The sequence below is a fragment of the Amycolatopsis sp. FBCC-B4732 genome (assembly GCF_023008405.1).
Taxonomy (GTDB): Bacteria; Actinomycetota; Actinomycetes; order Mycobacteriales; family Pseudonocardiaceae; genus Amycolatopsis; species Amycolatopsis pretoriensis_A.
The window spans coordinates 1,004,143-1,027,275 of the sequence record NZ_CP095376.1 but is presented as its reverse complement, the minus strand read 5'-3'; the positions used below and the strand labels follow the sequence as shown (position 1 = coordinate 1,027,275).

At 71.3% G+C, this 23,133-nt stretch carries 27 protein-coding genes; 5 read left to right on the top strand and 22 right to left on the bottom strand.

Going from position 1 to position 23,133, the window contains the following annotated elements; all coding sequences use genetic code 11:
- Positions 1-5: 5 nt before the first annotated feature.
- The 20 genes from MUY14_RS03890 to hrcA form a co-directional block, all read right to left on the bottom strand.
- Entirely contained in the window at positions 6-791 is a 786-nt protein-coding gene (locus MUY14_RS03890) for an alpha/beta fold hydrolase (protein WP_247020872.1), read from the bottom strand.
- Between the two features lie 72 nt (positions 792-863).
- Positions 864-1,625: a TIGR03943 family putative permease subunit gene (locus tag MUY14_RS03885; protein WP_247020870.1), complete on the bottom strand. Its 762-nt coding sequence runs from the start codon at positions 1,623-1,625 to the stop codon at positions 864-866.
- The gene (locus MUY14_RS03880; RefSeq protein WP_247025046.1) at positions 1,622-2,629 is read right to left on the bottom strand and encodes a permease; all 1,008 of its coding nucleotides are present in this window, start codon (positions 2,627-2,629) and stop codon (positions 1,622-1,624) included. The genes MUY14_RS03885 and MUY14_RS03880 overlap by 4 nt, the downstream gene beginning before the upstream one ends.
- A 126-nt stretch (positions 2,630-2,755) precedes the next feature.
- Positions 2,756-3,181 carry a YbjN domain-containing protein gene (locus MUY14_RS03875; protein WP_247020868.1) on the bottom strand — a complete coding sequence of 142 codons (426 nt, stop codon included), beginning with the start codon at positions 3,179-3,181 and terminating at the stop codon, positions 2,756-2,758.
- The gene (locus MUY14_RS03870; RefSeq protein WP_247020866.1) at positions 3,178-3,993 is read right to left on the bottom strand and encodes an isoprenyl transferase; all 816 of its coding nucleotides are present in this window, start codon (positions 3,991-3,993) and stop codon (positions 3,178-3,180) included. The genes MUY14_RS03875 and MUY14_RS03870 overlap by 4 nt, the downstream gene beginning before the upstream one ends.
- A gap of 58 nt (positions 3,994-4,051) precedes the next feature.
- Positions 4,052-4,858: a DNA repair protein RecO gene (gene recO / locus MUY14_RS03865; RefSeq protein WP_247020864.1), complete on the bottom strand. Its 807-nt coding sequence runs from the start codon at positions 4,856-4,858 to the stop codon at positions 4,052-4,054.
- Positions 4,859-4,910: 52 nt separating this feature from the next.
- Positions 4,911-5,390 carry a CD225/dispanin family protein gene (locus tag MUY14_RS03860; protein ID WP_247020862.1) on the bottom strand — a complete coding sequence of 160 codons (480 nt, stop codon included), beginning with the start codon at positions 5,388-5,390 and terminating at the stop codon, positions 4,911-4,913.
- A gap of 63 nt (positions 5,391-5,453) precedes the next feature.
- The gene (locus tag MUY14_RS03855) at positions 5,454-6,533 is read right to left on the bottom strand and encodes an RDD family protein (RefSeq protein ID WP_247020860.1); all 1,080 of its coding nucleotides are present in this window, start codon (positions 6,531-6,533) and stop codon (positions 5,454-5,456) included.
- 181 nt (positions 6,534-6,714) lie between these two features.
- Positions 6,715-7,170: a DUF2752 domain-containing protein gene (locus MUY14_RS03850; protein WP_247020858.1), complete on the bottom strand. Its 456-nt coding sequence runs from the start codon at positions 7,168-7,170 to the stop codon at positions 6,715-6,717.
- Positions 7,167-7,523, bottom strand: coding sequence for a CD225/dispanin family protein (locus tag MUY14_RS03845; RefSeq protein ID WP_247020856.1), 357 nt, complete (start codon positions 7,521-7,523; stop codon positions 7,167-7,169). Before MUY14_RS03845 ends, MUY14_RS03850 begins: the two co-directional genes overlap by 4 nt.
- Positions 7,524-7,549: 26 nt before the next feature.
- Complete coding sequence (locus tag MUY14_RS03840) at positions 7,550-7,909, bottom strand: CD225/dispanin family protein (RefSeq protein WP_247020854.1); 360 nt, start codon at positions 7,907-7,909, stop codon at positions 7,550-7,552.
- 177 nt (positions 7,910-8,086) lie between these two features.
- The gene (era, locus tag MUY14_RS03835) at positions 8,087-8,983 is read right to left on the bottom strand and encodes a GTPase Era (protein WP_247020852.1); all 897 of its coding nucleotides are present in this window, start codon (positions 8,981-8,983) and stop codon (positions 8,087-8,089) included.
- Positions 8,980-9,318 (bottom strand): cytidine deaminase, encoded by a 339-nt coding sequence (locus MUY14_RS03830; protein ID WP_247020850.1) that lies wholly within the window; start codon positions 9,316-9,318, stop codon positions 8,980-8,982. Before MUY14_RS03830 ends, era begins: the two co-directional genes overlap by 4 nt.
- Entirely contained in the window at positions 9,311-10,657 is a 1,347-nt protein-coding gene (locus MUY14_RS03825; protein ID WP_247020848.1) for a hemolysin family protein, read from the bottom strand. Before MUY14_RS03825 ends, MUY14_RS03830 begins: the two co-directional genes overlap by 8 nt.
- Before the next feature lie 65 nt (positions 10,658-10,722).
- Entirely contained in the window at positions 10,723-11,280 is a 558-nt protein-coding gene (gene ybeY / locus MUY14_RS03820) for an rRNA maturation RNase YbeY (protein ID WP_247020847.1), read from the bottom strand.
- Complete coding sequence (locus MUY14_RS03815) at positions 11,277-12,350, bottom strand: PhoH family protein (RefSeq protein ID WP_247020844.1); 1,074 nt, start codon at positions 12,348-12,350, stop codon at positions 11,277-11,279. Before MUY14_RS03815 ends, ybeY begins: the two co-directional genes overlap by 4 nt.
- A gap of 82 nt (positions 12,351-12,432) precedes the next feature.
- Positions 12,433-12,792, bottom strand: coding sequence for a histidine triad nucleotide-binding protein (locus tag MUY14_RS03810; protein ID WP_247020842.1), 360 nt, complete (start codon positions 12,790-12,792; stop codon positions 12,433-12,435).
- Between the two features lie 637 nt (positions 12,793-13,429).
- Complete coding sequence (locus MUY14_RS03805) at positions 13,430-14,182, bottom strand: 16S rRNA (uracil(1498)-N(3))-methyltransferase (protein ID WP_247020840.1); 753 nt, start codon at positions 14,180-14,182, stop codon at positions 13,430-13,432.
- Positions 14,183-14,184: 2 nt separating this feature from the next.
- Complete coding sequence (gene dnaJ / locus MUY14_RS03800; protein WP_247020838.1) at positions 14,185-15,354, bottom strand: molecular chaperone DnaJ; 1,170 nt, start codon at positions 15,352-15,354, stop codon at positions 14,185-14,187.
- Positions 15,355-15,385: 31 nt separating this feature from the next.
- Positions 15,386-16,408, bottom strand: coding sequence for a heat-inducible transcriptional repressor HrcA (gene hrcA / locus MUY14_RS03795; protein ID WP_247020836.1), 1,023 nt, complete (start codon positions 16,406-16,408; stop codon positions 15,386-15,388).
- A 407-nt stretch (positions 16,409-16,815) separates the two neighbouring features.
- Between hrcA and MUY14_RS03790 the strand changes: the two genes are divergently transcribed.
- Genes MUY14_RS03790 through MUY14_RS03775 form a run of 4 tightly spaced genes read left to right on the top strand, consistent with a single transcriptional unit; the run spans position 16,816 to position 19,491 of the window.
- Complete coding sequence (locus MUY14_RS03790; protein WP_247020834.1) at positions 16,816-17,442, top strand: YbaB/EbfC family nucleoid-associated protein; 627 nt, start codon at positions 16,816-16,818, stop codon at positions 17,440-17,442.
- Complete coding sequence (locus MUY14_RS03785) at positions 17,442-17,759, top strand: type VII secretion target (RefSeq protein ID WP_247020832.1); 318 nt, start codon at positions 17,442-17,444, stop codon at positions 17,757-17,759. Before MUY14_RS03790 ends, MUY14_RS03785 begins: the two co-directional genes overlap by 1 nt.
- Positions 17,756-18,964 (top strand): hypothetical protein, encoded by a 1,209-nt coding sequence (locus tag MUY14_RS03780; protein WP_247020830.1) that lies wholly within the window; start codon positions 17,756-17,758, stop codon positions 18,962-18,964. Before MUY14_RS03785 ends, MUY14_RS03780 begins: the two co-directional genes overlap by 4 nt.
- Positions 18,961-19,491, top strand: a complete 531-nt coding sequence (locus tag MUY14_RS03775; RefSeq protein ID WP_247020828.1) for a hypothetical protein — start codon at positions 18,961-18,963, stop codon at positions 19,489-19,491. The genes MUY14_RS03780 and MUY14_RS03775 overlap by 4 nt, the downstream gene beginning before the upstream one ends.
- Here MUY14_RS03775 and MUY14_RS03770 read toward each other — a convergent pair.
- Positions 19,472-20,530, bottom strand: coding sequence for an aldo/keto reductase (locus MUY14_RS03770; RefSeq protein WP_247020826.1), 1,059 nt, complete (start codon positions 20,528-20,530; stop codon positions 19,472-19,474). The two genes, MUY14_RS03775 and MUY14_RS03770, sit on opposite strands and share 20 nt — an antisense overlap.
- A 117-nt stretch (positions 20,531-20,647) precedes the next feature.
- Here MUY14_RS03770 and MUY14_RS03765 point away from each other — a divergent pair, with 117 nt between their 5' ends.
- Positions 20,648-21,460, top strand: coding sequence for a helix-turn-helix domain-containing protein (locus MUY14_RS03765; RefSeq protein WP_247020824.1), 813 nt, complete (start codon positions 20,648-20,650; stop codon positions 21,458-21,460).
- A gap of 1 nt (position 21,461) precedes the next feature.
- Here MUY14_RS03765 and MUY14_RS03760 read toward each other — a convergent pair whose 3' ends face one another.
- Positions 21,462-22,952 (bottom strand): CoA-acylating methylmalonate-semialdehyde dehydrogenase, encoded by a 1,491-nt coding sequence (locus tag MUY14_RS03760; protein ID WP_247020822.1) that lies wholly within the window; start codon positions 22,950-22,952, stop codon positions 21,462-21,464.
- Positions 22,953-23,133: the final 181 nt, after the last annotated feature.

The following is a 23,133-nucleotide window of genomic DNA, read 5'->3' as shown; positions in this document are numbered from 1 at the left end:
GCAGCTTAGGCCGGGGCGGCGTCGGCCGTCGCGAAGTGCAGAAGCAGCTCGCTAGTCGGCTCCGGGGCTTCGAACAGCGGGATGTGCCCGACGCCGGGGAGCAGTTCGACGCGCGCGCCCGGCACCGCCTCGTACTGGTGTGCCGACCGCGGGTCCCAGCGGGGGTCCGCCGCGCCGAACACCACCAGCACGGGCCGGCCGACGCCGGCGAGGCGCTCGGGGACGCTCCGTTCGGCGACGTACGCGGAGTAGTCGCGCAGGATCCGCCGGAACGTGCGGTAGCCGATGTTCTTCAGATCGGCGACGGCGTCGTCCGGGACGTCCACCGGGCGGGCGGTCGTCGCGCGGATTCCCTTGCGGATCACCGCGTCCGACCGCCGTGCCCACAGCAGCGGGCCGAACGGCGGGGCCAGCAGGGCGCGGATCACCCACGGCTGCGGCAGCAGCGCGTCGAGGCTCGGGCCGGTGCTGATTAGCGCCAGCGACCGCACCAGGTCGGGACGTTGTTCCGCCAGCGCCGTCGCGACGTAGCCGCCGCTGGAGTGCCCGGCCACGGTGACCTGCGCCGGCCCGAGGTCGTCGAGCAGCGCGGCCACGCGAGCAGCCTGCCCGGGCACGGCGTACGACGCCGCGGGCGGCGACTGGCCGCACCCCGGGAGGTCGACCCGGATGACGTGGTGGCGGGCGGCGAGGATCCTGGCGACCGGACCCCAGGACGCGCCCGAAGCACCCGATCCGTGGATGGGCAGCAGGGGTGGCGCCTGCTTCGGACCGTCGTGGACGACGTGCATCCCGTGCGTACTGCCGCGAACTCCCATGTGCCGGAATCCAAGCCGCCGCCGGCCGTCCGTCTTGGACGAATGTCAGTACTCGTAAGGATCCTTGGGGGCCGGGACCGTCGTCAGCGAGGACGGGGTCAAGTCGGGGGTGTAGCTGTTCGCCTTCGTGGCCGTGCCGGGGACCACCTGGCCGGTCACCCGGATCCACGCGTCGCTCGCCAGGTGGTCCGCTTCGCCGCCGCGGAGGCGGACCGTCACCGGGAACGCGTCGGCCGCGCAGCAGCTGATCACCAGGCGGGCCAGCAGGGTTCCGCCGTCGGCGTGGACGACGAACCCGGTCAGGGAGACGGTGCGGCCGTTCAGGGTGCCTGCCGCGTCCCAGCCCGCGCGGCTGACGAACTCGTTGACCGCCAACGGAACCGGGTCGCCGGCCGGAAGGGGCGGGAACGACGCCGCGTTGGCCGCCGCCGCGCTCGCCGGGACCCTGGACTCCGTGCGGATCACCGAATCGGCGCCGAGGGCCGGGGGTGCCACGAGGAACACCGCCAGTACCGGGACCAGCAGCAGCCACGCCGGGCGGGCCGAGTGCGCGTGGCCGTGACCGTCGTCCGGGGAACCCGGCTCGACGACGGCCGGGTGCGCCTCGCCGTCGGGGCGGGAGGTGCGGACGGACAGCAGGTCGCGCACGATCGCCACCGCGCCCAGCAGCACCATCACCGCGCCGCCCGTGATGATCCAGGGTTGCTGGGCCGGCTTCACGTACCTCAGGTAGTCGCCGTTCAGCGCGATCTTGATCAGCGCTCCCCCCAGCAGGAGCAACAGGATGTTCTGCGTCTCGCGCTTCACGCCACCCCCACCAGAACCCCGGCCACGACCGCGCAGGCCGTTGCCACCACGAACGTCGCCGGGGCGAAGCGGACCGCGAACGAGCGGCCGAACGTGCCTGCCTGCAAGGCGAACAGCTTGACGTCCACCGCCGGGCCGACGACCAGGAACACCAGCTTCGGCAGCAGCGGCAACGCCGTCAGGGACGCCGCCACGAACGCGTCCGCCTCGCTGCACAGCGCCAGCACCACCGCGAGCACCGCCATCACCAGCACGCCGAGCACGAGCTGCTCGCCCAGCACGCCGAACCACTTCGCGGGCACCAGCACGTTCAGCGCCGACGAGATCAGCGCGCCCAGCACGAGGAAGCCGCCGGCCTCCACCAAGTCCGTGCGGGCCGTCTCGGCGAACACCCGCCACCGCTGCCCCGGCGCCACTTCGGGGAGGCGGCGCAAGGCCCGGGCGGTGATCCACTCGAGCTTGCCCCAGCGGGCCCACAGCCAGCCCATCACCATCGCCGTCGCCAGCGAGCCGGCGAAGCGGGCCAGCACCATCTCCGGCTTGCCGGGGAACGCGACCGCGGTGGCCACCAGCACCACCGGGTTCACCGCCGGCGCCGCCAGCAGGAACGTCAGCGCCGCGGCCGGTGCCACGCCCTGTCCCATCAGCCGGCGGGCCACCGGCACCGACGCGCACTCACAACCCGGTAGCGCGACCCCGGCCAGCCCGGCCACGCCGACCGCCGCACCGGACCGGCGGGGCAGCACCTTCTCCAGCACGCGAGCCGGCACGAACGCCGCGATGGCCCCGCTGATCAGCACGCCCAGCACCAGGAACGGCAGCGCCTGCACGCACACGGCGACGAACACGGTCGAGCCGGTGCGCAACGCGGGCACGTCGAACAGCTGCTGCAGCCAGCCCTGGCCGAGGATCGCGACCAGCAGGATCGCGCACAGCACCTCGACCGAGCTGATCCGGAAGCGGCGCGTGCGCCGGCCGGGCTCGGTGCCGGAAGTGGAAACGATGTTCACGACGACGATGATGCCAGTGCCCACCGACACGAAATGACCCGCACGGGTCGCGAACGGTCGGATCCGGTCCGTTTCCGACCGGAATCCGCCGTTCGCGGCGGAATCTCCACCCCTTGTGGGTTACCCGGCGGACCCGATACCCGGCAATTCCGTCCGCAGCTGCGACGCCGTCGACACGACCAGCATCAGCAACGTCCCCAGCGCCGCGGCGTCCAGGCCCGCGGCCGGGAACGCGTACCGCAGCGTGACGTCGACCCCGGAGTCGGTGTGCCCGACGCCGAGCGTCCCGAACAACCCCTGCCCCGCCCGCTCGGCGACCGCGACCGACAGCCCGGGCCCGTCCGCCAGGTCCCAGCCGACCACGCAGGTCAGCGAGAGCACGGTGAGCCCCTCGCCGAGCCGGGTCGCCTGGATGACGCACGGGACGTCGCCGTGGGAGAACGTCAGCGCGCCGTCGTCGTCGACGCGCACCTCGAGGTAGCGCTCGAGCGCTTCCTTCGCCTGCGTCAGCAGTTCCGCGGTCTCCGCCGCTTCGGTCGCGCTCACGAGGAAGCCGCCTGGTCCACGGCACCGCCGAAACGCCTGTCCCGCTTCGCGAACTCCAGGCAGGCGCGCCACAGGTGCGTCCGGTCGAAGTCCGGGAACAGCGTGTCCTGGTAGACCATCTCGGCGTACGCGGATTGCCACAGCAGGAAGTTCGACGTCCGCTGCTCCCCCGACGGCCGCAGGAACAGGTCCACGTCGGGCATGTCCGGCTGGTACAGGTACTTGCCGATGGTCTTCTCGGTGACCTTGCCGGGGTCGAGCTTGCCGTCGGCGACGTCGCGCGCGATCCGCTGCATCGCGTCGCCCAGCTCGGCCCGGCCGCCGTAGTTGACGCACATCGTCATGTTCAGCGCCGTGTTGTGCTTGGTCTTCTCCTCGGCCGCCTGCAGCTCCTTGATCACCGAAGCCCACAGCTTGGGACGGCGGCCCGCCCACCGGATGCGCACGCCGATCGAGCCGAGGTAGTCGACCTGGCGGCGGATGGTGTCGCGGTTGAAGCCCATCAGGAACCGCACCTCTTCGGGGCTGCGCTTCCAGTTCTCCGTCGAGAACGCGTACACCGAAAGCCACTTGACGCCGATTTCGACCGCGCCGGCGGCGACGTCGATCATCACCGCCTCACCGCGCTTGTGGCCTTCGATCCGCGGCAGCCCGCGCTGGTTGGCCCAGCGGCCGTTGCCGTCCATGACCAGCGCGACGTGTTTCGGTACCAGCTCGCGGGGGATTTCCGGCGGCTTGGCGCCGGTCGGGTGCGGATCGGGGGCCCGCAGCTCATACCGCGACGCCTTGTTCTCGCGTCCCCTGCGCAGCACTGCGAGCCTCCCTGGATGGGTGAAACCGATCAGCCCGACCTTACTGCCCGGGCACCACCTATCCCTCGGGGGTCCGGGTGGCGAAGCCCCCGGCTCGGGGCGAAGCCCCGGACGTCATCGGGGTCTCCCGGGCACGTCGCTCGACGAGGGGAAGGGACCGGAGCTGGCGCTCCAGGTGCCACTGCAGGTGCGCCGCGACCAGGCCGCTCGCGTCCCGGCGGGTGCCGGGCAGGGTCGACTCGGCCATCGTCCACTCGCCGTGCAGCAAGGCCGTGAGCAGGTCCAGGACCTCGGGCGCGGGGTGCACGGACCCCGGGACGCGGCAGTCCTGGCACATCGACCCTCCCGCGGGGACGCTGAACGCGACGTGCGGGCCCGGCAGGCCGCAGCGGGCGCACTCGGTGAGCGCGGGCGCCCAGCCGGCGTAGGACATCGCGCGGAGGAAGAACGCGTCGAGCACGAGGGACGCGTCGCGCTCGCCCGCGGCGAGGGACCGCAGCGCGCCGCAGACGAGGAGGTAGAGCTTGAGCACCGGCTCGCCCTCTTCGGCCGAGAGCCGGTCCGCGGTTTCGGCGATCGCGCTGGCCGCGGTGTAGCGCTGGTAGTCGGCGACCAGCGGCAGCTGGAACGCGTCGACGGTCTCGACCTGGGTGATGACGTCGAGCGTGCGCCCGGTGTAGAACTGCACGTCGACGTGGCCGAACGGCTCCAGCCGGGCCCCGAAGCGGGACGACGTCCGCCGCACGCCCTTCGCGACGGCCCGGACCTTGCCGTGCCGCCGGGTCAGCAGGGTGACGATCCGGTCGGCTTCACCCAGCTTGTGCGTGCGCAACACCACCCCGGTGTCGCGGTAGAGGTTCACCACCCCGACATCGTCCCACTTCCGGGCGATGGCGGGGTGGTGCGCCCCGCGGGAATCAGCAGTAGTAGCCCGTGCAGTACGTGGCGGCGGTCGTGAGCGCGACGATCCAGACGATGATCGCGATCACACAGCCGAGGCCGCCGACGATGGTGGCGATCAGGCAGAGCGTCTTGGTCGTCCGCGAGGCCTGCTCCGCCATCGCGTAGTTGCCCTGCATCTTGTACGTCTGGACCTCGTTCGACTTCATGATCGCGAAGATCGCGAGGATCCAGAACAGGAAGATGCAGCCGATGGCCCAGCCCTTGTAGTCCTTGATCTGGTTGATGTCGCCGCCACCGCCGGGCATGCCGTAGCCGGGGGCGCCGAACCCACCGGTGGGCGGCTGGCCGTACGGCGCGGGCTGGCCATAGGGCGCGGGCTGCCCGTACGGGGCGGGCTGGCCGTAGGGCGCGGGCGTAGCGCCGGACGGCGGGCCGTAACCCGGCTGCTGCGGCTGCTGGCCGTAGGGCTGCTGCTGGCCGTAGGGATCGGTCATGAACTTGTACCCCAACTACTCGTGATTTTCCGCCGGGTCACCCCGGCGGTGGTGCGGGAAAAGCTAGTGCCGGCCGAACTGCCCCGGGTCGATCTTGCGGGTCTGCTCGGCCTCGTCCTGGTTCTCGGGACGCAGCATCTGGGTGCGCTCAGCCTGCTCGTCGAAGGCGGACGCGCCGCCGGTGTCCGGGCGCAGCATCTGGGTGCGCTCGGCCTGCTCGTCGAACGGGGACCCGCCGGGCGGCGGCGCGAGCGGCTGACCCGGCTGCGGGAAACCACCGGAGGGCGGCTGCGGCTGGCCGAAACCGCCCGGCGCCGGCTGGTCGAACCCGCCCGGGGCGGGCTGCTGCGGGAAACCACCGGGCGCCTGCTGGCCGAACCCACCCGGCTGCGGCTGGCCGAACCCACCCGGCGCCGACGGCGGCTGCTCGAAACCACCGGAGGGCGGCTGCGGCTGGCCGAAACCACCGGGCGCGGACTGCGGCTGCTGCGGGAAACCACCGGGCGCCTGCTGGCCGAACTGGCCGGCCGGCGGGTAACCACCCGCGAACGGCTGGGCGCCCGGTCCGAAGGGCGAGGGAGCGGCGGCGTCGTCGGCCCGGACGACGACGGTGCCGACGATCTTGTCGGCGAGCGTCTGGGACTTGTCGTCCCACAGCGGCCAAAGCCAGCCGACGTAGCAGATGATGTTGTCGACGAAGTGGGCGAGGTCGCGCACGAACGCCATGGCCGGACCGACCGGCTGCCCGTTGTCCTCGCGGACCAGCTTGACCTTGGCGATCCGCTTGCCCACCGACTGGCCGGTGTTGCCCTGCTGGATCCACCGGTTGTAGATGGTCCAGCCGAGCCAGGCGAGCGACCCGATCACGGCCAGGAGCGAGCCGGCGTCCCCGCCGGCGAAGGACAGCGGGATGACGATCAGGTACAGCACGTAGATGGGCCCGAAGTCGATGAGCCAGCCGATCGCGCGCTGGCCCCAGTCCGCGTAGTTCCGCGGGGCGCCGAAGGGGGTACCCGGCTGGCCGTACGGCGCGGGCTGACCGAACGGCGACGGCTGGCCGTACGGCGTCGGTCCCGGCTGTCCGAACGGCTGCTGGCCCCCGGGCTGCTGCCCGAAGGACTGCTGGCCGTAGGGATCGGTCATTGGGTCTTCCCCTCGCTGGTCACTTCCCCGACGCGCGGAAACGGATCCGCCCTCATCGGTCCGGTCCGCGGGAGCGTACTCGCTCCGGTCGCGGCCGCGCCTCCCAGGCATCGGCTGTCCGGGTGACCCGCGCGCCGGTCCGACGCGGCGGGCGGAGCACCGGTTCCCCGGCGCGCCGGATTCAGACGCGCAGCGCCGTGAACGGCGCGAACGGCAGGTTGCGGATGACGAACCAGACGACGAACACGAGGGAAAACACCAATGGTGTCCAGCGCCAGTGCAGCCAGCTGTCCATCGCCCGGCCGCGCAGCCGCCCGAGGGTCCACGTGGCCGTGCTCCACACGAACAGCAGCACGACCACGAACGACACGGCGTTGTAGTGCAGCGCCGCCGGGATGTCCCCGTGCATCAGGCTGTACGCCATCCGCATGCCGCCGCAGCCGGGGCAGTCGATGCCGAGCAGCGCCTTGGTCGGGCAGACGGGCAGGAACCCGCCGGGGGTGGTCGGGTCGCCGGCCCAGACGACCGCGCAGCACACGCCGAGCCCGGCCACGAGGGCCAGCGGCGGCGCGAGCGCGCGCAGCTTGGCCTTCGTGCCCCGCGCCGGGATTCCCGTGTAGACGGTCGTCGCGATCACGGCGTGTACCGGTCCGCGTTGGCGCCGACGACCACGATCATCACCACGATGAACGCGATGTAGAGCAGCAGGAGGATCCCGGTCGTGATCGCCGACCACATCGCCCACTTGCGGGCGTCGTCGGCCGCCTTCCGCGCCTCGGCGTGCATGCCCTGGAACCACAGCGAACTGACCTGGCTGGACTTCACGATCGAGACGATGCCGAGCGGCAGGCAGCAAAGCACCGTGCTCAGGATCGCCCAGACCATGTTGTTGTCCGGCGGTGGCCCGTAGTTCGGCGGCGGGTAGCCGTAGCCATAGCCGGGCGGCGGCCCGCCCGGGGGCGGGTACGGCGGCGGGTACTGGTCGGTCACCGGGATCCTCCTGCTGTTCGGCTACGTCAGTATGACGTCGTGCCCGCGCCGAACGTGAAGACGCCCGCGATCATCAGGATGATCCACAGCACGAGCCACACGACACCGACGACCGCGGAGATGATCGCCCACTTCTTGGCGGAGTCGGCGGCTTCCTGCGCGGCGGCGGTCTGGCCCTGCGCCCAGAGCCCGTTCACCTTCGCGGCCTGCACGATCGACACGACGCCGAACGGGAGGCAGCAGAGGATGGTGGTGAGGATGGCCCACACCAGGTTGTTGCTCGGGGGCGGGCCCGGCTGGTACCCGCCCGGCTGGCCGCCGGGGTAGTTCGGCTGCCCGCCGGGCTGGTCGCCGGGGTAGTTGGGCATGCCCTGGCTGTCGGTCATTTCGGTCGGTCCCCTTCGTCGTGCTCCATGGACGACCACTGGTTCAGCGGCCGCCCCGACCGGCCGCGGTGTGGTCGAGGTGCGAACTGTAGGGGGCCGGATCGGCGCGCGCCCCGGGATTCGTGCCGTCGCGACCGAATCGAGACCAGGAATTCCCGCGGGCGTCTTACCCGCCGGTCAGAAGCCCAGCCGGCGCAGCTGACGGGGGTCGCGCTGCCAGTCCTTGGCCACCTTGATGTGCAGGTCGAGGTACACCTTGGAGCCGAGCAGCCGCTCGATGTGCTTGCGGGCGGTGGCACCGACCTCGCGCAGGCGCTCGCCCTTGTGCCCGAGGATGATGCCCTTCTGGCTGGGCCGTTCCACGTACAGGAACGCGTGCACGTCGATGAGGTCGTCACGGCCTTCGCGCGGCAGCATCTCTTCGACGGTGACGGCGATCGAGTGCGGCAGCTCGTCGCGGACGCCTTCCAGCGCCGCCTCGCGGATCAGCTCGGCGACCAGGGTCTGCTCGGGTTCGTCGGTGAGCTCGCCGCCCGGGTAGAGCTGGGGGCCTTCGGGCAGCCGCTCGACGAGCAGCTTCGCCAGCGTGTCGACCTGGAAACCGTCCACTGCGGACACCGGCACCAGCTCGGCGAAGTCCATTACTTGCTGCAGGGCAAGCAACTGTTCGGCGACCTGCTGGGGCTGCACGAGGTCGGTCTTCGTGACGATGCCGACGACCGGGGTGCGCTTCGCGATCTTCTGCAGCTCGGCGGCGATGAACTTGTCGCCGGGGCCGATCTTCTCGTTCGCCGGCACGCAGAGGCCGACGACGTCCACTTCGGACCACGTCGCGTGCACGATGTCGTTGAGCCGCTCGCCGAGCAGGGTGCGGGGGCGGTGCAGGCCGGGCGTGTCGATGAGGACGAGCTGGGCGTCCTCTCGGTGGACGATGCCGCGGATGGCGTGCCGGGTGGTCTGGGGCTTGCTGGAGGTGATCGCGACCTTCGTGCCGACGAGGGCGTTGGTCAGCGTCGACTTGCCCGCGTTGGGGCGGCCGACGAAGCAGGCGAAGCCGGAGCGGTGTTCGGTCATCGGCTGAGCACCTGGAGCACTTCGCCGCTGGGGTCGGCGAGGATGATCGGCGCGGTCGCGGCGATGTCGCGGACCGCGTGCACGGACGCTTCCTTGAGCAGGCCTTCGCCGGTGACGACGGCGGCGGCCTCGATGCCCTCGGCGCCGCTGGACAGCGCGGCGGCGACCGCGGCCTGGAGCGCGGTGAGCTTGAACGACGGCTGGTCGACCGTGCCGGCGGTGTAGGTGCGGCCGTCGGTGTCGCGGATCGCGGCGCCCTCGGCGGCCTGGATCCGCGCGCGCGAAGACCGGGCCAGCGTGACGAGTTTCTGGTCCTCGGCCTCGAGGTCAGGCATGTTCGACGCTCCTGTCGCGTTCGTCGGGGTGGGGTACGCGCGTGCGGCGGCGGGTGGTCCGGTCGCCCGGGTCCGTCATCGCGTCGGCGTCGGCCGGGTGCACCACGACGGAGGTGATCCGCATGCGGCCGCGCCGGTCCTTGCCCCCTTCGGCGAACAGCCGAAGGCCGGCGACCTCGGCTTCGGCCCCCGGCAGCGGGACCCTACCCAGTCGTTCCGCGAGCAGGCCGCCCACGGTCTCCACGTCGTGGTCTTCGAGGTCGATGCCGAAGAGTTCGCCCAGGTCGTCGACGCCCATCCGGGAGGACACCCGGACGGCGCCGCCGTCGAGCTCCTCGACCTCGGGGCGCTCGTCGGCGTCGGACTCGTCGGTGATCTCGCCGACGATCTCCTCGAGGACGTCTTCGATGGTGAGCAGGCCGGCGGTGCCGCCGTACTCGTCGACGGCGATCGCCATGTGGTTGTGCGAGCGCTGCATTTCCTTGAGCAGCTCGTCGAGGCGCTTCGAGTCCGGGACGAAAGACGCTTCGTTCATCAGCGTGCTGACGATGGTGCTGGCGCCGTCCGGGTCCATGTACGCCGCCATCAGGTCCTTGATGTTGACGACGCCGACGATGTCGTCGACCGACTCGTCGATCACCGGCAGGCGGGTGAAGCCGGTGCGCAGCGCCAGCGCCAGTGCCTGCCGGACGGTCTTGGTGCGCTCGATCCAGACGATTTCGGTGCGCGGCACCATGACTTCGCGGGCGACGGTGTCGCCCAGCTCGAACACCGAGTGGATCATCTCGCGCTCGGAGTCCTCGACGACGCCGCGTTCCTGGGCGAGGTCGACGAGTTCGCGCAGCTCGACTTCGGAGGTGAACGGGCCTTCGCGGAAGCCCTGGCCGGGTGTGATGGCGTTACCGATGAGGATCAGCAGCCGGGACAGCGGGCCGAGGACGGAGCCGAGCACGCGGACGGGCCCGGCGACGTAGCGGCCGATGCGGTAGGGGTGCTGGCGGCCGAGGGTGCGGGGGCCGACGCCGATGAGGACGTAGCTGACCACGACCATGACGACGGCGGCGACGAGCACGGCCAGGCCGAGCGGGGCCAGGCGGGTGCCCACGAACACCGTGACGAGCACCGTCGCCGTGAGCTCGCAGCCGAGGCGGAGCAGGAGCAGCAGGTTGATGTGCCGCCGTCGTTCGGCGACGACCGCGGAGAGGTGGCGGGCGCCGGGCAGCCCGAGCCGGGCGAGGCCGTCGGCCCGGGCCTGCGAGACGGTGCTGATGGCGGCGTCGGCCGCCGCGAAGACGCCCGCCAGGAGGACGAGCGCGATCGCGAAGAGGAGCTGGACCATGACCGGCGGCTAGGGTCTCGCGCCGGGGGTCCGGTGACGGCGGCCCGGCCTCGTGGTGCCGGGCACTACGGCGTTTCCCCGGCCGGCGGCTCGGTCGCGTCGAGGCCGGCGATGCCGAGGACGCGGTCGTCGGTGTTGCGCTGGGCGTTCTGCTTGTCCAGTGCGGCGACGGCGTCCTGGTACTCGCCGAGGATCCGCTTCTGGAGGGCGAACATCTCGCGCTCCTCGGCGGGTTCGGCGTGGTCGTAGCCGAGCAGGTGCAGGCAGCCGTGCACGGTGAGCAGGTGCAGCTCGTCGATCAGGGCGTGGCCCGCGGTCTTGGCCTGGTCCTTGGCGAACGCCGGGCAGAGCACGATATCCCCGAGCAGCGCCGGGGACGCGTCGGGCGCGTCGGGGCGGCGGCTGGAGTCGAGCTCGTCCATGGGGAAGGCCATGACGTCGGTGGGGCCGGGGAGGTCCATCCAGCGTTCGTGGAGGTCTTCCATCACGTCGAGGGTGACGAGGAGGATGGACAGCTCGGCGAGCGGGCTGACCTCCATCTTGTCGAGGGCGTAGCGGGCGGCGGAGACGATGGACGTCTCGTCGACGTTGACGCCGGATTCGTTGGCGATCTCGATGCTCAACGCCGGTTGCCCTTCCAGCCGTTGCCCTGCTGTCCCTGCGCGTCCTGCACGGCCTGCCACTTCTCGTAGGCGTCGACGATGCTCGCGACGAGCCGGTGCCGGACGACGTCCTGGCTGGTCAGTTCGGCGAAGTGGAGGTCATCGACGCCGGTGAGGATGTCGCGCACGACCCGCAGGCCGCTGCGCTGCCCGCTGGGCAGGTCGACCTGGGTGATGTCGCCGGTGACGACGATCTTGGACCCGAAGCCGAGCCGGGTGAGGAACATCTTCATCTGCTCGGGCGTGGTGTTCTGCGCCTCGTCGAGGATGATGAAGGCGTCGTTGAGGGTGCGGCCGCGCATGTACGCGAGCGGCGCGATCTCGATGGTGCCGGCCTGCATGAGCCGCGGGATGGACTCGGGTTCGACCATGTCGTGCAGCGCGTCGTAGAGCGGCCGCAGGTAGGGGTCGATCTTCTCGTTGAGGGTGCCCGGCAGGTACCCGAGCCGCTCACCGGCCTCGACGGCGGGCCGGGTCAGCACGATCCGCGTGACCTGCTTGGCCTGCAGCGCCTGCACGGCCTTCGCCATCGCCAGGTAGGTCTTGCCGGTACCGGCGGGCCCGATCCCGAAGACGACGGTGTGCTTGTCGATGGCATCGACGTACCGCTTCTGGTTCAGCGTCTTGGGCCGGATGGTCTTCCCACGCCGGGAAACGATGTTGAGACTCAGCACCTCGACCGGCGACGCATCCCCGGAGGACAACATCCCGATGGTGCGACGCACGGTGTCCGGGCCGACCTGCTGCCCCCCACCGGCGAGCTGTACGAGCTCGGCGAAAACACGCTCGGCGAACGCCACGTCGGCCGGGCTCCCGGTCAGCGTGACCTCGTTACCCCGGACGTGCACGTCAGCGGCGAGAAGCTCTTCGGCGACCCGCAGGTTCTCATCCCGAGACCCGAGCAGGCTCAGCGCGGCAGCGTCGGGAATGGGGAACCGGGACTGCGCAGCCTGAACAGCGGAATCCTCGGCCTTCGCGACGTCCCCAGGGACGTCCGGACGGGCGGCTCCACCCGGTACGGTTCCGGCCACGTGGCCTCAGGCCTGCTTTCTCGGTGAGTACGACTGGACCCCACCGATGCTACTGGCACCCCCCGACAAGACGCAGGCCGGTTTACCCCCCGGCCCCGAAGAGCCCCAGCGGCTCCCCGCCGAGCACATGGGCATGCACGTGAAAGACGGTCTGCCCGGCGTCGCCATCGGTGTTGAACACCACCCGATACCCACTCTCGAGCACACCTTCGAGCTCGGCAACGCGACGAGCGGTCAACGCAACGTCAGCAAGCAACTGCGGCTCGGCGGCAGCCAACTCCCCCAGGTTCCGATACCGCTTCTTGGGCACGACGAGCACGTGAACCCGAGCCTGAGGCCGAATATCCCGGAAAGCAAAGGTGGTCTCATCCTGATAGACGACATCAGCAGGGATCTCACCAGCAATGATCCGCTCGAAGAGCGTCTCGTCGGAATCACTCATGAGCAGACCCTACCGACCCCGCCCATCGAAACCGGCACGGAGCGCAACTCGCGGGGGTCCGGCACCCGCCCCACACACCGGTACCGAGCGAAACTCGCGGCGGTCCGCCACCCACCCCACACACCGGTCCCGAACGAAACTCGCGGCAGTCCGCCACCCGCCCCACACACCAGTCCCGAACGAAACTCGCGGCACTCCGCCACCCGCCCCACACACCAGTCCCGAACGAAACTCGCGGCACTCCGCCACCCGCCCCACACACCAGTCCCGAACGAAACCCGCGGCAGTCCGCCACCCGCCCATCGAAACCGGCACGGAGCGAAACTCGCGGGGGGTCCGGGGGCGCGCCCCCGGCTGGGGGTCTGGGGGTTTGACCCCCAGAAGACACAACGAACGCAGAGCGGCAACTGACGAAGCGAAGCGAAGGAAGATGCCGCGGCGCGGTAGACCCTGGGGGTCGATCTACCGCTGCCGCGGCTGCCGCCGGACCGAGGGGGGAGGTGCCCGGCGGAGTTCGTGTCTTCCCAGTGGCGCGCCGAAACGGTGGGTGGCGCGTTAGTAAACGAGAGTAACGGGTCGGAGTGTGATCGCGCCATAACCGGGCGCAGATTCGCGGGTTTTTTCGGGGTTGATCTTTTCAGTGCCAGCGGGTGGTCAGGGCCCCTAGTGCGCCGAGGGCGACGGCGGCGGCGGTGGAGGTGCGCAGGACGGTCGTGCCGAGGCGGACGGCTCGGGCGCCGGCTTCGCGCAGGGTGGTGAGTTCGTCGTCGGTGATGCCGCCTTCGGGGCCGACGACGAGGAGGACGTCGCCGGTGTCGGGGAGGGCGAGGTCGGTGAGGCGGTCCGGCACGTCGGATTCGAGCACGATCGCGAGGGACGTCGTGGCGATGAGGCCGGCGAGTTCGCGGGTGGTGGCGGGCTCGGTGACGTCGGGGACGTGGGCGCGGCGGGCTTGTTTGGCGGCGGAGCGGGCGGTGGCGCGCCAGCGGGCGAGGGCTTTGTCGCCGCGGCCGCCGTCGTCCCACTTGGCGACGCTGCGGGTGGCGCGCCAGGGGACGATGGCGTCGACGCCGGCTTCGGTGGCGAGCTCGACGGCGAGTTCGCCGCGGTCGCCTTTGGCGAGGGCCTGGGCGAGGACGACGCGCAGGGCCGGTGGCTGCTCGGTCCAGCTCTCCTCGACGGTCAGGGTGAGGGCCGCGTCCCGGCCGGGCTGGACGGCTTCGACGACGCAACGGGCCATGGCGCCGGCGCCGTCGGACAGCACCAGCCGCTCCCCCGCGCGCAGCCGGCGGACGGTGGCCGCGTGCCGGGCTTCCTCGCCGTCGAGGACCGCGGTGCCGCTGGTGGGCACCGCGGCCGCGAGGAAGACCGGCAGGGTGGTGTCGGGCACGGTCAGCGGTGGTTCTTGGCGCGCAGCTTGGAGAACAGGCCGCCGTGCTTGCCGTTCGACGACAGCGTCGGGGCTTCTTCGCCGCGCTGCTGGGCCAGCTCGACCAGCAGCTCGCGCTGGGCGTCGTCGAGCTTGGTCGGGACCTGGACGTCGATGTGGACGTGCAGGTCGCCGCGGCCGTCTACGCGCCCGGAGGAGCGCAGCCGGGGCATGCCCTTGCCGGTGAGGACGAGCTCGGCGTTGGGCTGGGTACCCGGTTCGATGTCGAGTTCGTAGTCGCCGTCGACGAGGGTCGCGATGGGCACGGTGGCGCCGAGCGCGGCGGTCGTCATCGGGATGCGGAAATTGCAGTGCAGGTCGTGGCCCTGGCGGACGAAGACCTCGTGCGGGGTCTCGTCGATCTCGACGTAGAGGTCGCCGGCCGGGCCGCCGCCGGGGCCGACCTCGCCCTGGCCGGAGAGGCGGATGCGCATGCCGTCGCCGACGCCTGGCGGGATCTTGGCGGTGACGTTGCGGCGGGCGCGGATGCGGCCGTCGCCGCCGCACTGGCGGCAGGGGTCGGTGATGACCTCGCCGAAGCCGCGGCAGACCGGGCACGGGCGGGCCGTGACGACCTGGCCGAGGAAGGACCGCTGGACGGACTGGACCTCGCCGGCGCCGCCGCAGGTGTCGCAGGTCTTGACCGAGGTGCCCTCGGAGGTGCCGGCGCCGCGGCAGAGGTCGCAGACGATCGCGGTGTCGACGGCGATTTCCTTGTCGACGCCGGTCGCGCACTCCTCGAGCGAGAGGCCGAGCCGGATGAGGGCGTCGGAGCCGGGCTGGACGCGGCTGCGCGGGCCACGGCCGCGACCGCCGCCGCCACCACCGCCCGCGGCGCCGAAGAAGGCGTCCATGATGTCGCCGAGCCCGCCGAAGCCGGCGAACGGGTCGCCGCCGCCCCCACCGCGCGCGCCGCCGTCCATCGGGTCGCCGCCGAGGTCGACGATCTTGCGCTTCTGCGGGTCCGACAGCACCTCGTAGGCCGTCGTGACCTCGCCGAACTTGTGCTGGGCGTCTTCCGACGGGTTGACGTCGGGGTGCAGCTCCCTGGCCAGCTTCCGGTACGCGCGCTTGATCTCCTGATCGCTCGCGTTCTTCGCCACCCCGAGGATGCCGTAGTAGTCCCTCGCCACCGTCTTCGCTTCTCCTTCTGCTCTGCCCGGCTCAGCGGCCGTGCAGGATCTGCCCCACGTAGTTGGCGACCGCGCGCACCGCGGCGATCGTGCCGGGGTAGTCCATCCGGGTCGGGCCGACCACCCCCATGCCGCCGAGCACCATGTCCTGCCCGTAGCCGATCGACACGACCGAGGTGCTGCGCATCTGCTCGTCTTCATTTTCCTCACCGATGCGCACCGTGATCGCACCGGGGTTGCGCGCGGCGGCCAGCAGCTTCAGCACGACGACCTGTTCCTCGAGGGCTTCGAGGACCTGGCGCAGTGAGCCGGGGAAGTCGGCGACGTTGCGGGTGAGGTTGGCCGTACCGCCGAGGACCAGGCGTTCTTCGGGGTGTTCGGCCAGCGACTCGACCAGGATCGTCGTGACGCGGATGAGCGCGTCGCGCAGCTCGCCGGGCGACTTGTCGGGCAGCTCGGCGACCCGCGCCGCGGCCTCGTTGAGCCGCCGTCCGGCCATGGCCGCGTTGAGGACGGTCCGGAGCCGGCTGACGTCTTCTTCGGTGACGACGTCGCCGAGGTCGACCGTCCGCTGGTCGACGCGCCCGTTGTCGGCGATCAGCACCAGCATCAGCCGCGCCGGGGTGAGCGGCACGACTTCGAGGTGGCGCACCTTGGCGTTGGTCAGCATCGGGTACTGGACGACGGCGACCTGCCGGGTCAGCTGCGCGAGCAGCCGCACCGAGCGCTTGAGAACGTCGTCGAGGTCGGTGCCGCTGTCGAGGAAGGTGGTGATCGCCCGCCGCTCGGCGGCGCTCAGGGGCTTGATCTCGGAGAGCCGGTCGACGAAGAGCCGGTACCCCTTGTCGGTCGGCACGCGCCCGGCACTGGTGTGCGGCTGGGTGATGTACCCCTCTTCTTCGAGGGTCGCCATGTCGTTGCGCACAGTGGCGCTGGACACACCGAGGTTGTGCCGCTCGACGATCGCCTTGGACCCGACCGGCTCCTGGTTGGAGACGTAGTCCGCGACGATCGCCCGCAGCACGTCGAAGCGGCGCTCCTCCGCGTTGGCCACCGGTTCCTCACCTACCTCGTTCGCTGCCGACCCCGAGTTTACGGAAGCCTGAGCCGATCGTGCTCAACCCCGGTCGTCCGCGGGGTGGTGGACGCAGAGTCGCGCACGGACGGAGGTCCCGCCGATCGGGCGCGCCCGCCGCTGAGCCCGCCGAGAGGGGTTCGGCGGAGGGGGTTCGACGCGGCCGGGTCGCGGGGTCCCGCAACGTCATGAACGAGTCGTTCATGACGTCCGGCGAGGTGAAAGGGTCTTTCACGGCACGGCGGCGGTCTGCATCTCCGGCCGAGCGCGCCGCCCGGCTTTACCGAGCCCCAGGCGGAGGCCTCAGGGGCCGGACGTCATGAACGAGTCGTTCACCGCGCTGGATGTCATGAACGAGTCGTTCATGACATCCAGCCGAGCCGATCGTGCTCAAGCCCGGTCGTCCCGGCCGAGTAAAGGGCGTCCAAATCAATTCCCATGCGCTGTTCTCGAATCGAATTCCCGGCTTGAAGGGGGAACCGAAAAGCGGTTTGCTGCCTCTCATCCGCATGCCCTTCCCGACTTCCGAGGTCGCCGTGAACCACATTGCACCAGATTCGGGTGGAATGCCCGAAATCGCCCGGCGCGCGGCCGAGGCGAAAGCCCGGCTCGAGCGGGTCTCGGCGACCGCCTCGAGTCCTGATGGGGCCGTCACGGTCACTGTCAACACCAGCGGTGCGCTGCAGGAACTCACCTTCGGCTCGCGTGCCGACGAGCTGCCGCGGGCCCGGCTCGCCCAGGCCGTCCTCGCCGCCGCCAAGCGTGCGCAGGTCGATGCCGCACAGCAGCTGACCGCGATCATGGCGCCGGTGATCGGCACCGACTCCGACGCGATGCATTTCCTCCAGGAACAGATCCCCGCGCCCGAATTGCCCGAAGAAGCAGAAAAAGCACCGCGGTGGGAATTCGCGGCCGAACCCGAGACACCGCCGCCGCCCGTGCGTCCGGCCCGGCCGCCGCGGCCGGACGACGACGAAGACTTCGGCGGCCCGATCCTGCGCCGGGGGCTCTGATGGCGATGAAGGTCGACTTCGACGTCCTCGGCGGGCACGAGGACGAGATCCGCGAGATCGCGGACAAGGTCCAGCAGGCCCTCGACGCCGCGGGCAGCGCGCAGGCGCTCGACTTCGATGCCTTCGGGCTGGTCGGGCAGGTCTTCGCGGCGCCGATCCAGATCTGGACGAGCCAGGCCGAGGAGTTCCTCCGGTCGGCCGTCGACGCCGGGCACGAGGTCGCCGACCGGGTGAAGACCGCCCACGGCGCCTTCACCGAGCACGAACAGACGACGAAGTGCCTGATCGAGGGCATCGGCAAGGAGCTGCCGGCATGACCGAGACGCAGGAGAACCCGCTGGTCGCGACGGCCGAACCGAGCAGCGGCTTCTGGAGCGGCATGGGCGAGGGGTCGAAGGGCGAACTCGACAACGTCAACGCCCAGACCGGCGGCGCGGGCATCTTCAGCGACGCCGCGTCCACGCTCACCGACGCCCGCAACGGCGACTGGGGCAACCTCGCGCTGGACGTCGGCACCGACGCCCTCGACCTGCTCGGCGCGGCGATGGACCCGCTCGGCACGCTGGCGAGCGCCGGCGTCGGCTGGCTGATCGAGCACATCAGCTTCCTCAAGGACGGGCTCGACAAGCTCGCCGGCAAGCCCGAAGCCGTCACCGCCAAGGCCGTGACCTGGACGAACATCTCGAAGCAGCTCACCGAGACCGCCGAGCAGTACGAGCAGCAGGCCAAGAAGGTCCAGCAGTCCTTCAGCGACTGCGGCTCCGCCGAGGCCTACCAGAGGACGGCGGAGAGCTACGTCGGCGTCCTGCGCGGAGCGGCTTCGCACGCCGACAGCGCGTCGACGGCGATGAACGTCGGCGCGGCGCTGGTCGGCACCGAGCGCGGGCTGATCCGCGACATGATCTCGTCGTTCGTGGGCGAGCTGATCGTCAAGGCGCTGGCCGCGCTGGCGGCGTCGTGGTGCACCTTCGGCGGCACGATCGCGGCGTTCATCGCCGACACCGTCGTCGAGGGCGGGGTCCTCGCCGAGAAGATCAGCACGCGGATCACGAAGATCGTCGAGAAGCTCGAGAGCCTGGCCAAGGGCGCCGGCAAGTCGAAGGCGGCGCTCGAAGGCGCGGCGAACGCCCTCAAGAAGGTCGGCAAGGGTGTCGACAAGATCGTGGACAAGAGCGTCGACACGGCCGCGAGCATCGAGCGGAAGGCCAACGAGCTGAAGCAGGCGGGCAAGGAGGCGAAGTCCGCCGAGGAGACGGCCAAGGGGTGGAGTGACGCCGCCAAGGAGCACGTGCCCGGCCGCGAGAAGGTCGAGGGACTCGGCGACAAGCTCTCCGACGACGGCCGCAGCTTCCTCAGCCAGAAGGAGTGGCGCGAAGGCGGCGGCAAGGTCCCCGGCTTCAACCTCGCGGACGGCGTCGGTGTCGGCGCCGAAGCCCGCCGCCAGGAGAACGAGCAGATCGACCGCTACCGCGAAGGCCGAGAAGCCTACGAAAAGGAACACCCGGAGGGTGAAGGCGAGTGACGACGGCCGGGCAGGCGGAGGTGGAGCTGGCCAACCGGCAGGGCCGGCTCCACCCCGCGCAGCGGGGGAAGGTGCTCGACGGCTCGTTCTGGGTGGCCGCGGTCGTCGCGGTCGCGGCGCTCGTCGTCGCGGTCGTCGTGCCGGTCTCGGCGATCGACACCCGGTTCGGCGCCCGGCTCACCGGCGCCACGGTGGCCGCGGCCCTCGGCACGGCGCTCCCCCTCCTCGTGCTGGCCGCCTGGCTGGCGTTCGTCTGCGGGCGCCGGCTGGCCGACGTGCGGGACGGACGGCTGGTCGCGATCACCGGCTGGACCCACGACTTCGGCAGGCAGCGGCCGGACCGCGAGTACCCGATCGTGCTCTCCACCCGGCTCAGCAAGGGCATGAACGAGCACCACTACCTCAAGGCGGGCGGCAAGGAGTTCCAGCTCTACCGGACGATGGACCTGCGGATCCAGCCGGACCGGAACAACACCGTCCTGCTCACCCCGCGGGCCCGGCTGCTGATCACCGTCCTGCCGGCGTAGCCCGGGGCTCGATCTCGAGGTCGCCGCGGGTGACCGCGCGGATGTGCCCGCTGCCGAGCAGGTCGTGCGGGTAGCCGAGGTCGAGCGCGCTCACCCCGTCGAGGCGGGCCAGCTGGTCCGGGGTGAACTCGACGTCGAGGGCCCCCAGGTTGCCTTCGAGCTGGGCGAGCGTGCGGGCGCCGACGACGGGCGCGGTCACGCCCGGGTTCCGCAGGGTCCAGGCCAGCGCGACCTGCGCGGGCGTGTGCCCGGCCTCGGCCGCGACCTCGGACACGACGTCGGCGATCGCGAGCGTGCGGTCGGTGACCATGCCCAGGCCGGCGTTGAAGCTTCGGCGGGTGCTCTCGTCAGTGGCGGCGGCGCGGTACTTGCCCGACAGCACGCCGCCGCCCAGCGGTGAGTACGGCGTCACCCCGAGCCCCAGCTCCCGCGCCATCGGGATCAGGTCGCGTTCGGCGTCGCGCCGGATCAGGCTGTACTCGACCTGCAGCGCGATCAGCGGAGTCCAGCCCCGCAGGTCGGCGATCGCCTGCATCCGCGAGACCTCCCAGGCCGGGACGTTGGACATGCCCACGTACCGGACCTTGCCCTGGCGGACGAGGTCGTCGAGGCCGCGCAGGATCTCCTCGACCGGCGTCGTGAAGTCCCACACGTGCAGGAGGAGCAGGTCGAGGTAGTCGGTGCCCAGCTGCCGCAGGCTGGCCTCCACCGACGCGTACAGGCTCTTGCGGTGCGGGCCGCCGGAATTCGGGTCCCCGGGGCGGCGCAGCGTCGTGTACTTGGTCGCCAGCACCAGGCTTTCGCGGTGGTCGCGGGCGAATTCGCCGAGCAGCCGCTCGGCGCTGCCGTCGGTGTACGTCGGTGCGGTGTCGACGAAGTTGCCGCCGCGCTCGACGTAGGTGTCGAACAGCTTGCGCGCGTCGGCTTCTTCCGCGCCCCAGCCCCACTCGGTGCCGAAGGTCGCCGTGCCCAGCGCCAGCGGCGAGACCCGCAGCCCGGACCGGCCCAGCAGCCGGTAGGTGTCGAGGGTGAGCGCCATCGGGATCCTCCTGTGTCGGTGATCGTCTCCGAGCACCAGCCTCTGTCCGCGGCGCACCGGAGGTAAGGGAAGGACCTTCCTGGGAACAGCGGTCCCACCCTGCCGGTTGGACCCGGCATGAGCACCGCCACCGTGGAGCTGGCCGCGTTCCTGCGGACGCGGCGGGAACGCCTGGACCCGCGTGACTTCGACCTGCCCGTGCGCCGGTCGCGGCGGACGCCGGGCCTGCGCCGCGAAGAGGTCGCCGAACTGGCCGGGGTCAGCGTCGACTACGTCGTGCGGCTGGAGCAGGCACGGGGGTTGCGGCCGTCGGCGGCCGTGGTGGAAGCGCTGTCCGGGGCGTTGCGCCTGACCGCCGCCGAGCGCGCCTACTTCTTCGACCTGACCGAGCAGCGCCCCCGCGCCACCGGGGAGCCCGCCACCACCGCGGTGCCGTCGCTCGCCCGGCTGGTCGAGGACCTGTCGCCGCTGCCCGCGATGCTGCTGAACCACCGCTTCGACATCCTCGCCTGGAACAGCGGGATGGCGCGGCTGCTGCTGGATTTCGGCACCCTGCCGCCCGCACAGCGGAACGCGATGTGGCTGTGCCTGCTGCACCCGGAGATCCGCGAGTACTACGTCGACCGCGAACGCGTCGTGAGGGAAGGGATCGCCCACCTGCGCGCCGCGTGGGCCGCGCACCCGGACGACCCGGTGCTGACCGCGCTCATCGCCGAATGCACCGGCGGCAACGCGGAGTTCGCGCGGCTATGGGCCCAACGGGACGTCCGGGGCACCGGGGGCGGGAGCAAGGTGCTGCGCCACCCCGGTGCCGGGGTGATCGCCGTGGACTTCGAGGTCCTCGCGCCGCTGCGGGACACCGGCCAGCGGCTGATGATCGGCCGCCCCGCGGACGACGAGAGCCGGGAAGCGCTCGCCGCCCGCGCGTAGCTCAGGAGTTGCGCGGGAAGCCCAGGTTCACCCCGGCGTGCGAGCGGTTCGGCCACCGCGACGTCACGACCTTCGTCCGGGTGAAGAAGTGGAAGCCTTCCGGCCCGTACGCGTGGCTGTCGCCGAACAGCGAGTCCTTCCAGCCGCCGAAGGAGTAGTAGCCGACCGGGACCGGGATCGGCACGTTGACGCCGACCATGCCGACCTCGACCTCGTTCTGGAACTTCCGCGCGGCCGCGCCGTCGCCGGTGAAGATCGCCGTGCCGTTGCCGTAGGGGTTCGCGTTGATCAGGTCCAGCGCGTCGTCGTAGGAAGCCGCGCGCGCCACCGAAAGCACCGGGCCGAAGATCTCGTCGGTGTAGATCGACATTTCCGGGCGGACGTGGTCGAACAGCGTCGGGCCCAGCCAGAAGCCGTCGCCGGGCACCTCGATGCCCCGGCCGTCCACGACCAGCGCCGCGCCCGACGCCACGCCGGCGTCCACATAGGACGCCACGCGCTCGTGGTGCGCCTTGGTGACCAGCGGCCCCATCTCGGACTCGGGATCGCGGCCGTCGCCGACGCGCAGCCGCGCCATCCGCTCGGCGATCTTCGCGACCAGTTCGTCGCCGATCGGGTCGACCGCGACGACCACCGACACCGCCATGCAGCGCTCCCCCGCGGAGCCGAACCCGGCCGACACCGCGGCGTCGGCGGCGAGGTCGAGGTCGGCGTCGGGCAGCACGACCATGTGGTTCTTGGCCCCGCCGAGCGCCTGGACGCGCTTGCCGTGCCGGGTGCCGGTTTCGTAGACGTAGCGGGCGATCGGCGTCGACCCGACGAAGGAGATCGCCTTGACGTCGGCGTGCTCCAGCAGGCCGTCGACCGCGGCCTTGTCGCCGTGCAGCACGTTGAGCGCGCCCGCGGGCAGCCCGGCTTCGGCGAACAGCTCGGCGATGAACACCGCCGCCGACGGGTCCTTCTCACTCGGCTTGAGCACGACGGTGTTGCCGCAGGCGAGCGCGTTCGGGACGAACCACAGCGGCACCATGGCCGGGAAGTTGAACGGCGAGATCACACCGACCACGCCGAGCGGCTGGGCGATCGAGTAGACGTCGACGCCGGTGGAGGCGTTCTCGCTGAAGCCGCCCTTGAGCAGCTGGGCGGCGCCGCACGCGTACTCGACGTTCTCGATCGCGCGGGCGATCTCCCCCGCCGCGTCCGACTCGACCTTGCCGTGCTCGCTCGTGATGATCTTCGCCAGGTCGTGCTTGCGGGCCGACAGCAGCTCGCGGAAGGCGAACAGCACCCGCGTCCGCCCGGCCAGCGACGTCCCGCGCCAGCCCGGCAGCGCCGCTTTGGCCGCGGCGACGGCGGCCTCGACCTCGGCGTCGCCCGCGAAGTCGACCTGCGCGCGGACCTGGCCGGTGGCGGGGTCGAACACGTCGCCGGTGCGCGCGGGGGTCGCGGTGAACGGCTTGCCGTCGATCCAGTGGCTGATGCGGTCGCTCACGGCGGTGCGCTCCTTCGCTCGGGGGACGTCCACCCGAGTCTCCGGGCGGGCGCCACGCGGGCACCATCGGCAACGTGTACGCCAGTTGCCCCTCGGCCGTACAGTCTGTCCCTGCCGATGCTGTGGCTAATGGTTACCAATCCGACCACAGTCACGGCTGCATGACGTCGTACCTCCGGTT

Excerpts from the sequence above, each read along its gene's own strand:
- MUY14_RS03785 (WP_247020832.1), top strand. The coding sequence starts at position 17,442 with ATGGCGATGAAGGTCGACTTCGACGTCCTCGGCGGGCACGAGGACGAG.
- era (WP_247020852.1), bottom strand. The coding sequence starts at position 8,983 with ATGACCGAACACCGCTCCGGCTTCGCCTGCTTCGTCGGCCGCCCCAAC.
- MUY14_RS03890 (WP_247020872.1), bottom strand. The coding sequence starts at position 791 with ATGCACGTCGTCCACGACGGTCCGAAGCAGGCGCCACCCCTGCTGCCC.
- MUY14_RS03855 (WP_247020860.1), bottom strand. The coding sequence starts at position 6,533 with ATGACCGATCCCTACGGCCAGCAGTCCTTCGGGCAGCAGCCCGGGGGC.
- MUY14_RS03830 (WP_247020850.1), bottom strand. The coding sequence starts at position 9,318 with ATGCCTGACCTCGAGGCCGAGGACCAGAAACTCGTCACGCTGGCCCGG.
- MUY14_RS03780 (WP_247020830.1), top strand. The coding sequence starts at position 17,756 with ATGACCGAGACGCAGGAGAACCCGCTGGTCGCGACGGCCGAACCGAGC.
- MUY14_RS03840 (WP_247020854.1), bottom strand. The coding sequence starts at position 7,909 with ATGACCGACAGCCAGGGCATGCCCAACTACCCCGGCGACCAGCCCGGC.
- MUY14_RS03825 (WP_247020848.1), bottom strand. The coding sequence starts at position 10,657 with ATGGTCCAGCTCCTCTTCGCGATCGCGCTCGTCCTCCTGGCGGGCGTC.
- MUY14_RS03770 (WP_247020826.1), bottom strand. The coding sequence starts at position 20,530 with ATGGCGCTCACCCTCGACACCTACCGGCTGCTGGGCCGGTCCGGGCTG.
- MUY14_RS03860 (WP_247020862.1), bottom strand. The coding sequence starts at position 5,390 with ATGACCGATCCCTACGGCCAGCAGCAGCCCTACGGCCAGCAGCCGCAG.
- MUY14_RS03765 (WP_247020824.1), top strand. The coding sequence starts at position 20,648 with ATGAGCACCGCCACCGTGGAGCTGGCCGCGTTCCTGCGGACGCGGCGG.
- MUY14_RS03810 (WP_247020842.1), bottom strand. The coding sequence starts at position 12,792 with ATGAGTGATTCCGACGAGACGCTCTTCGAGCGGATCATTGCTGGTGAG.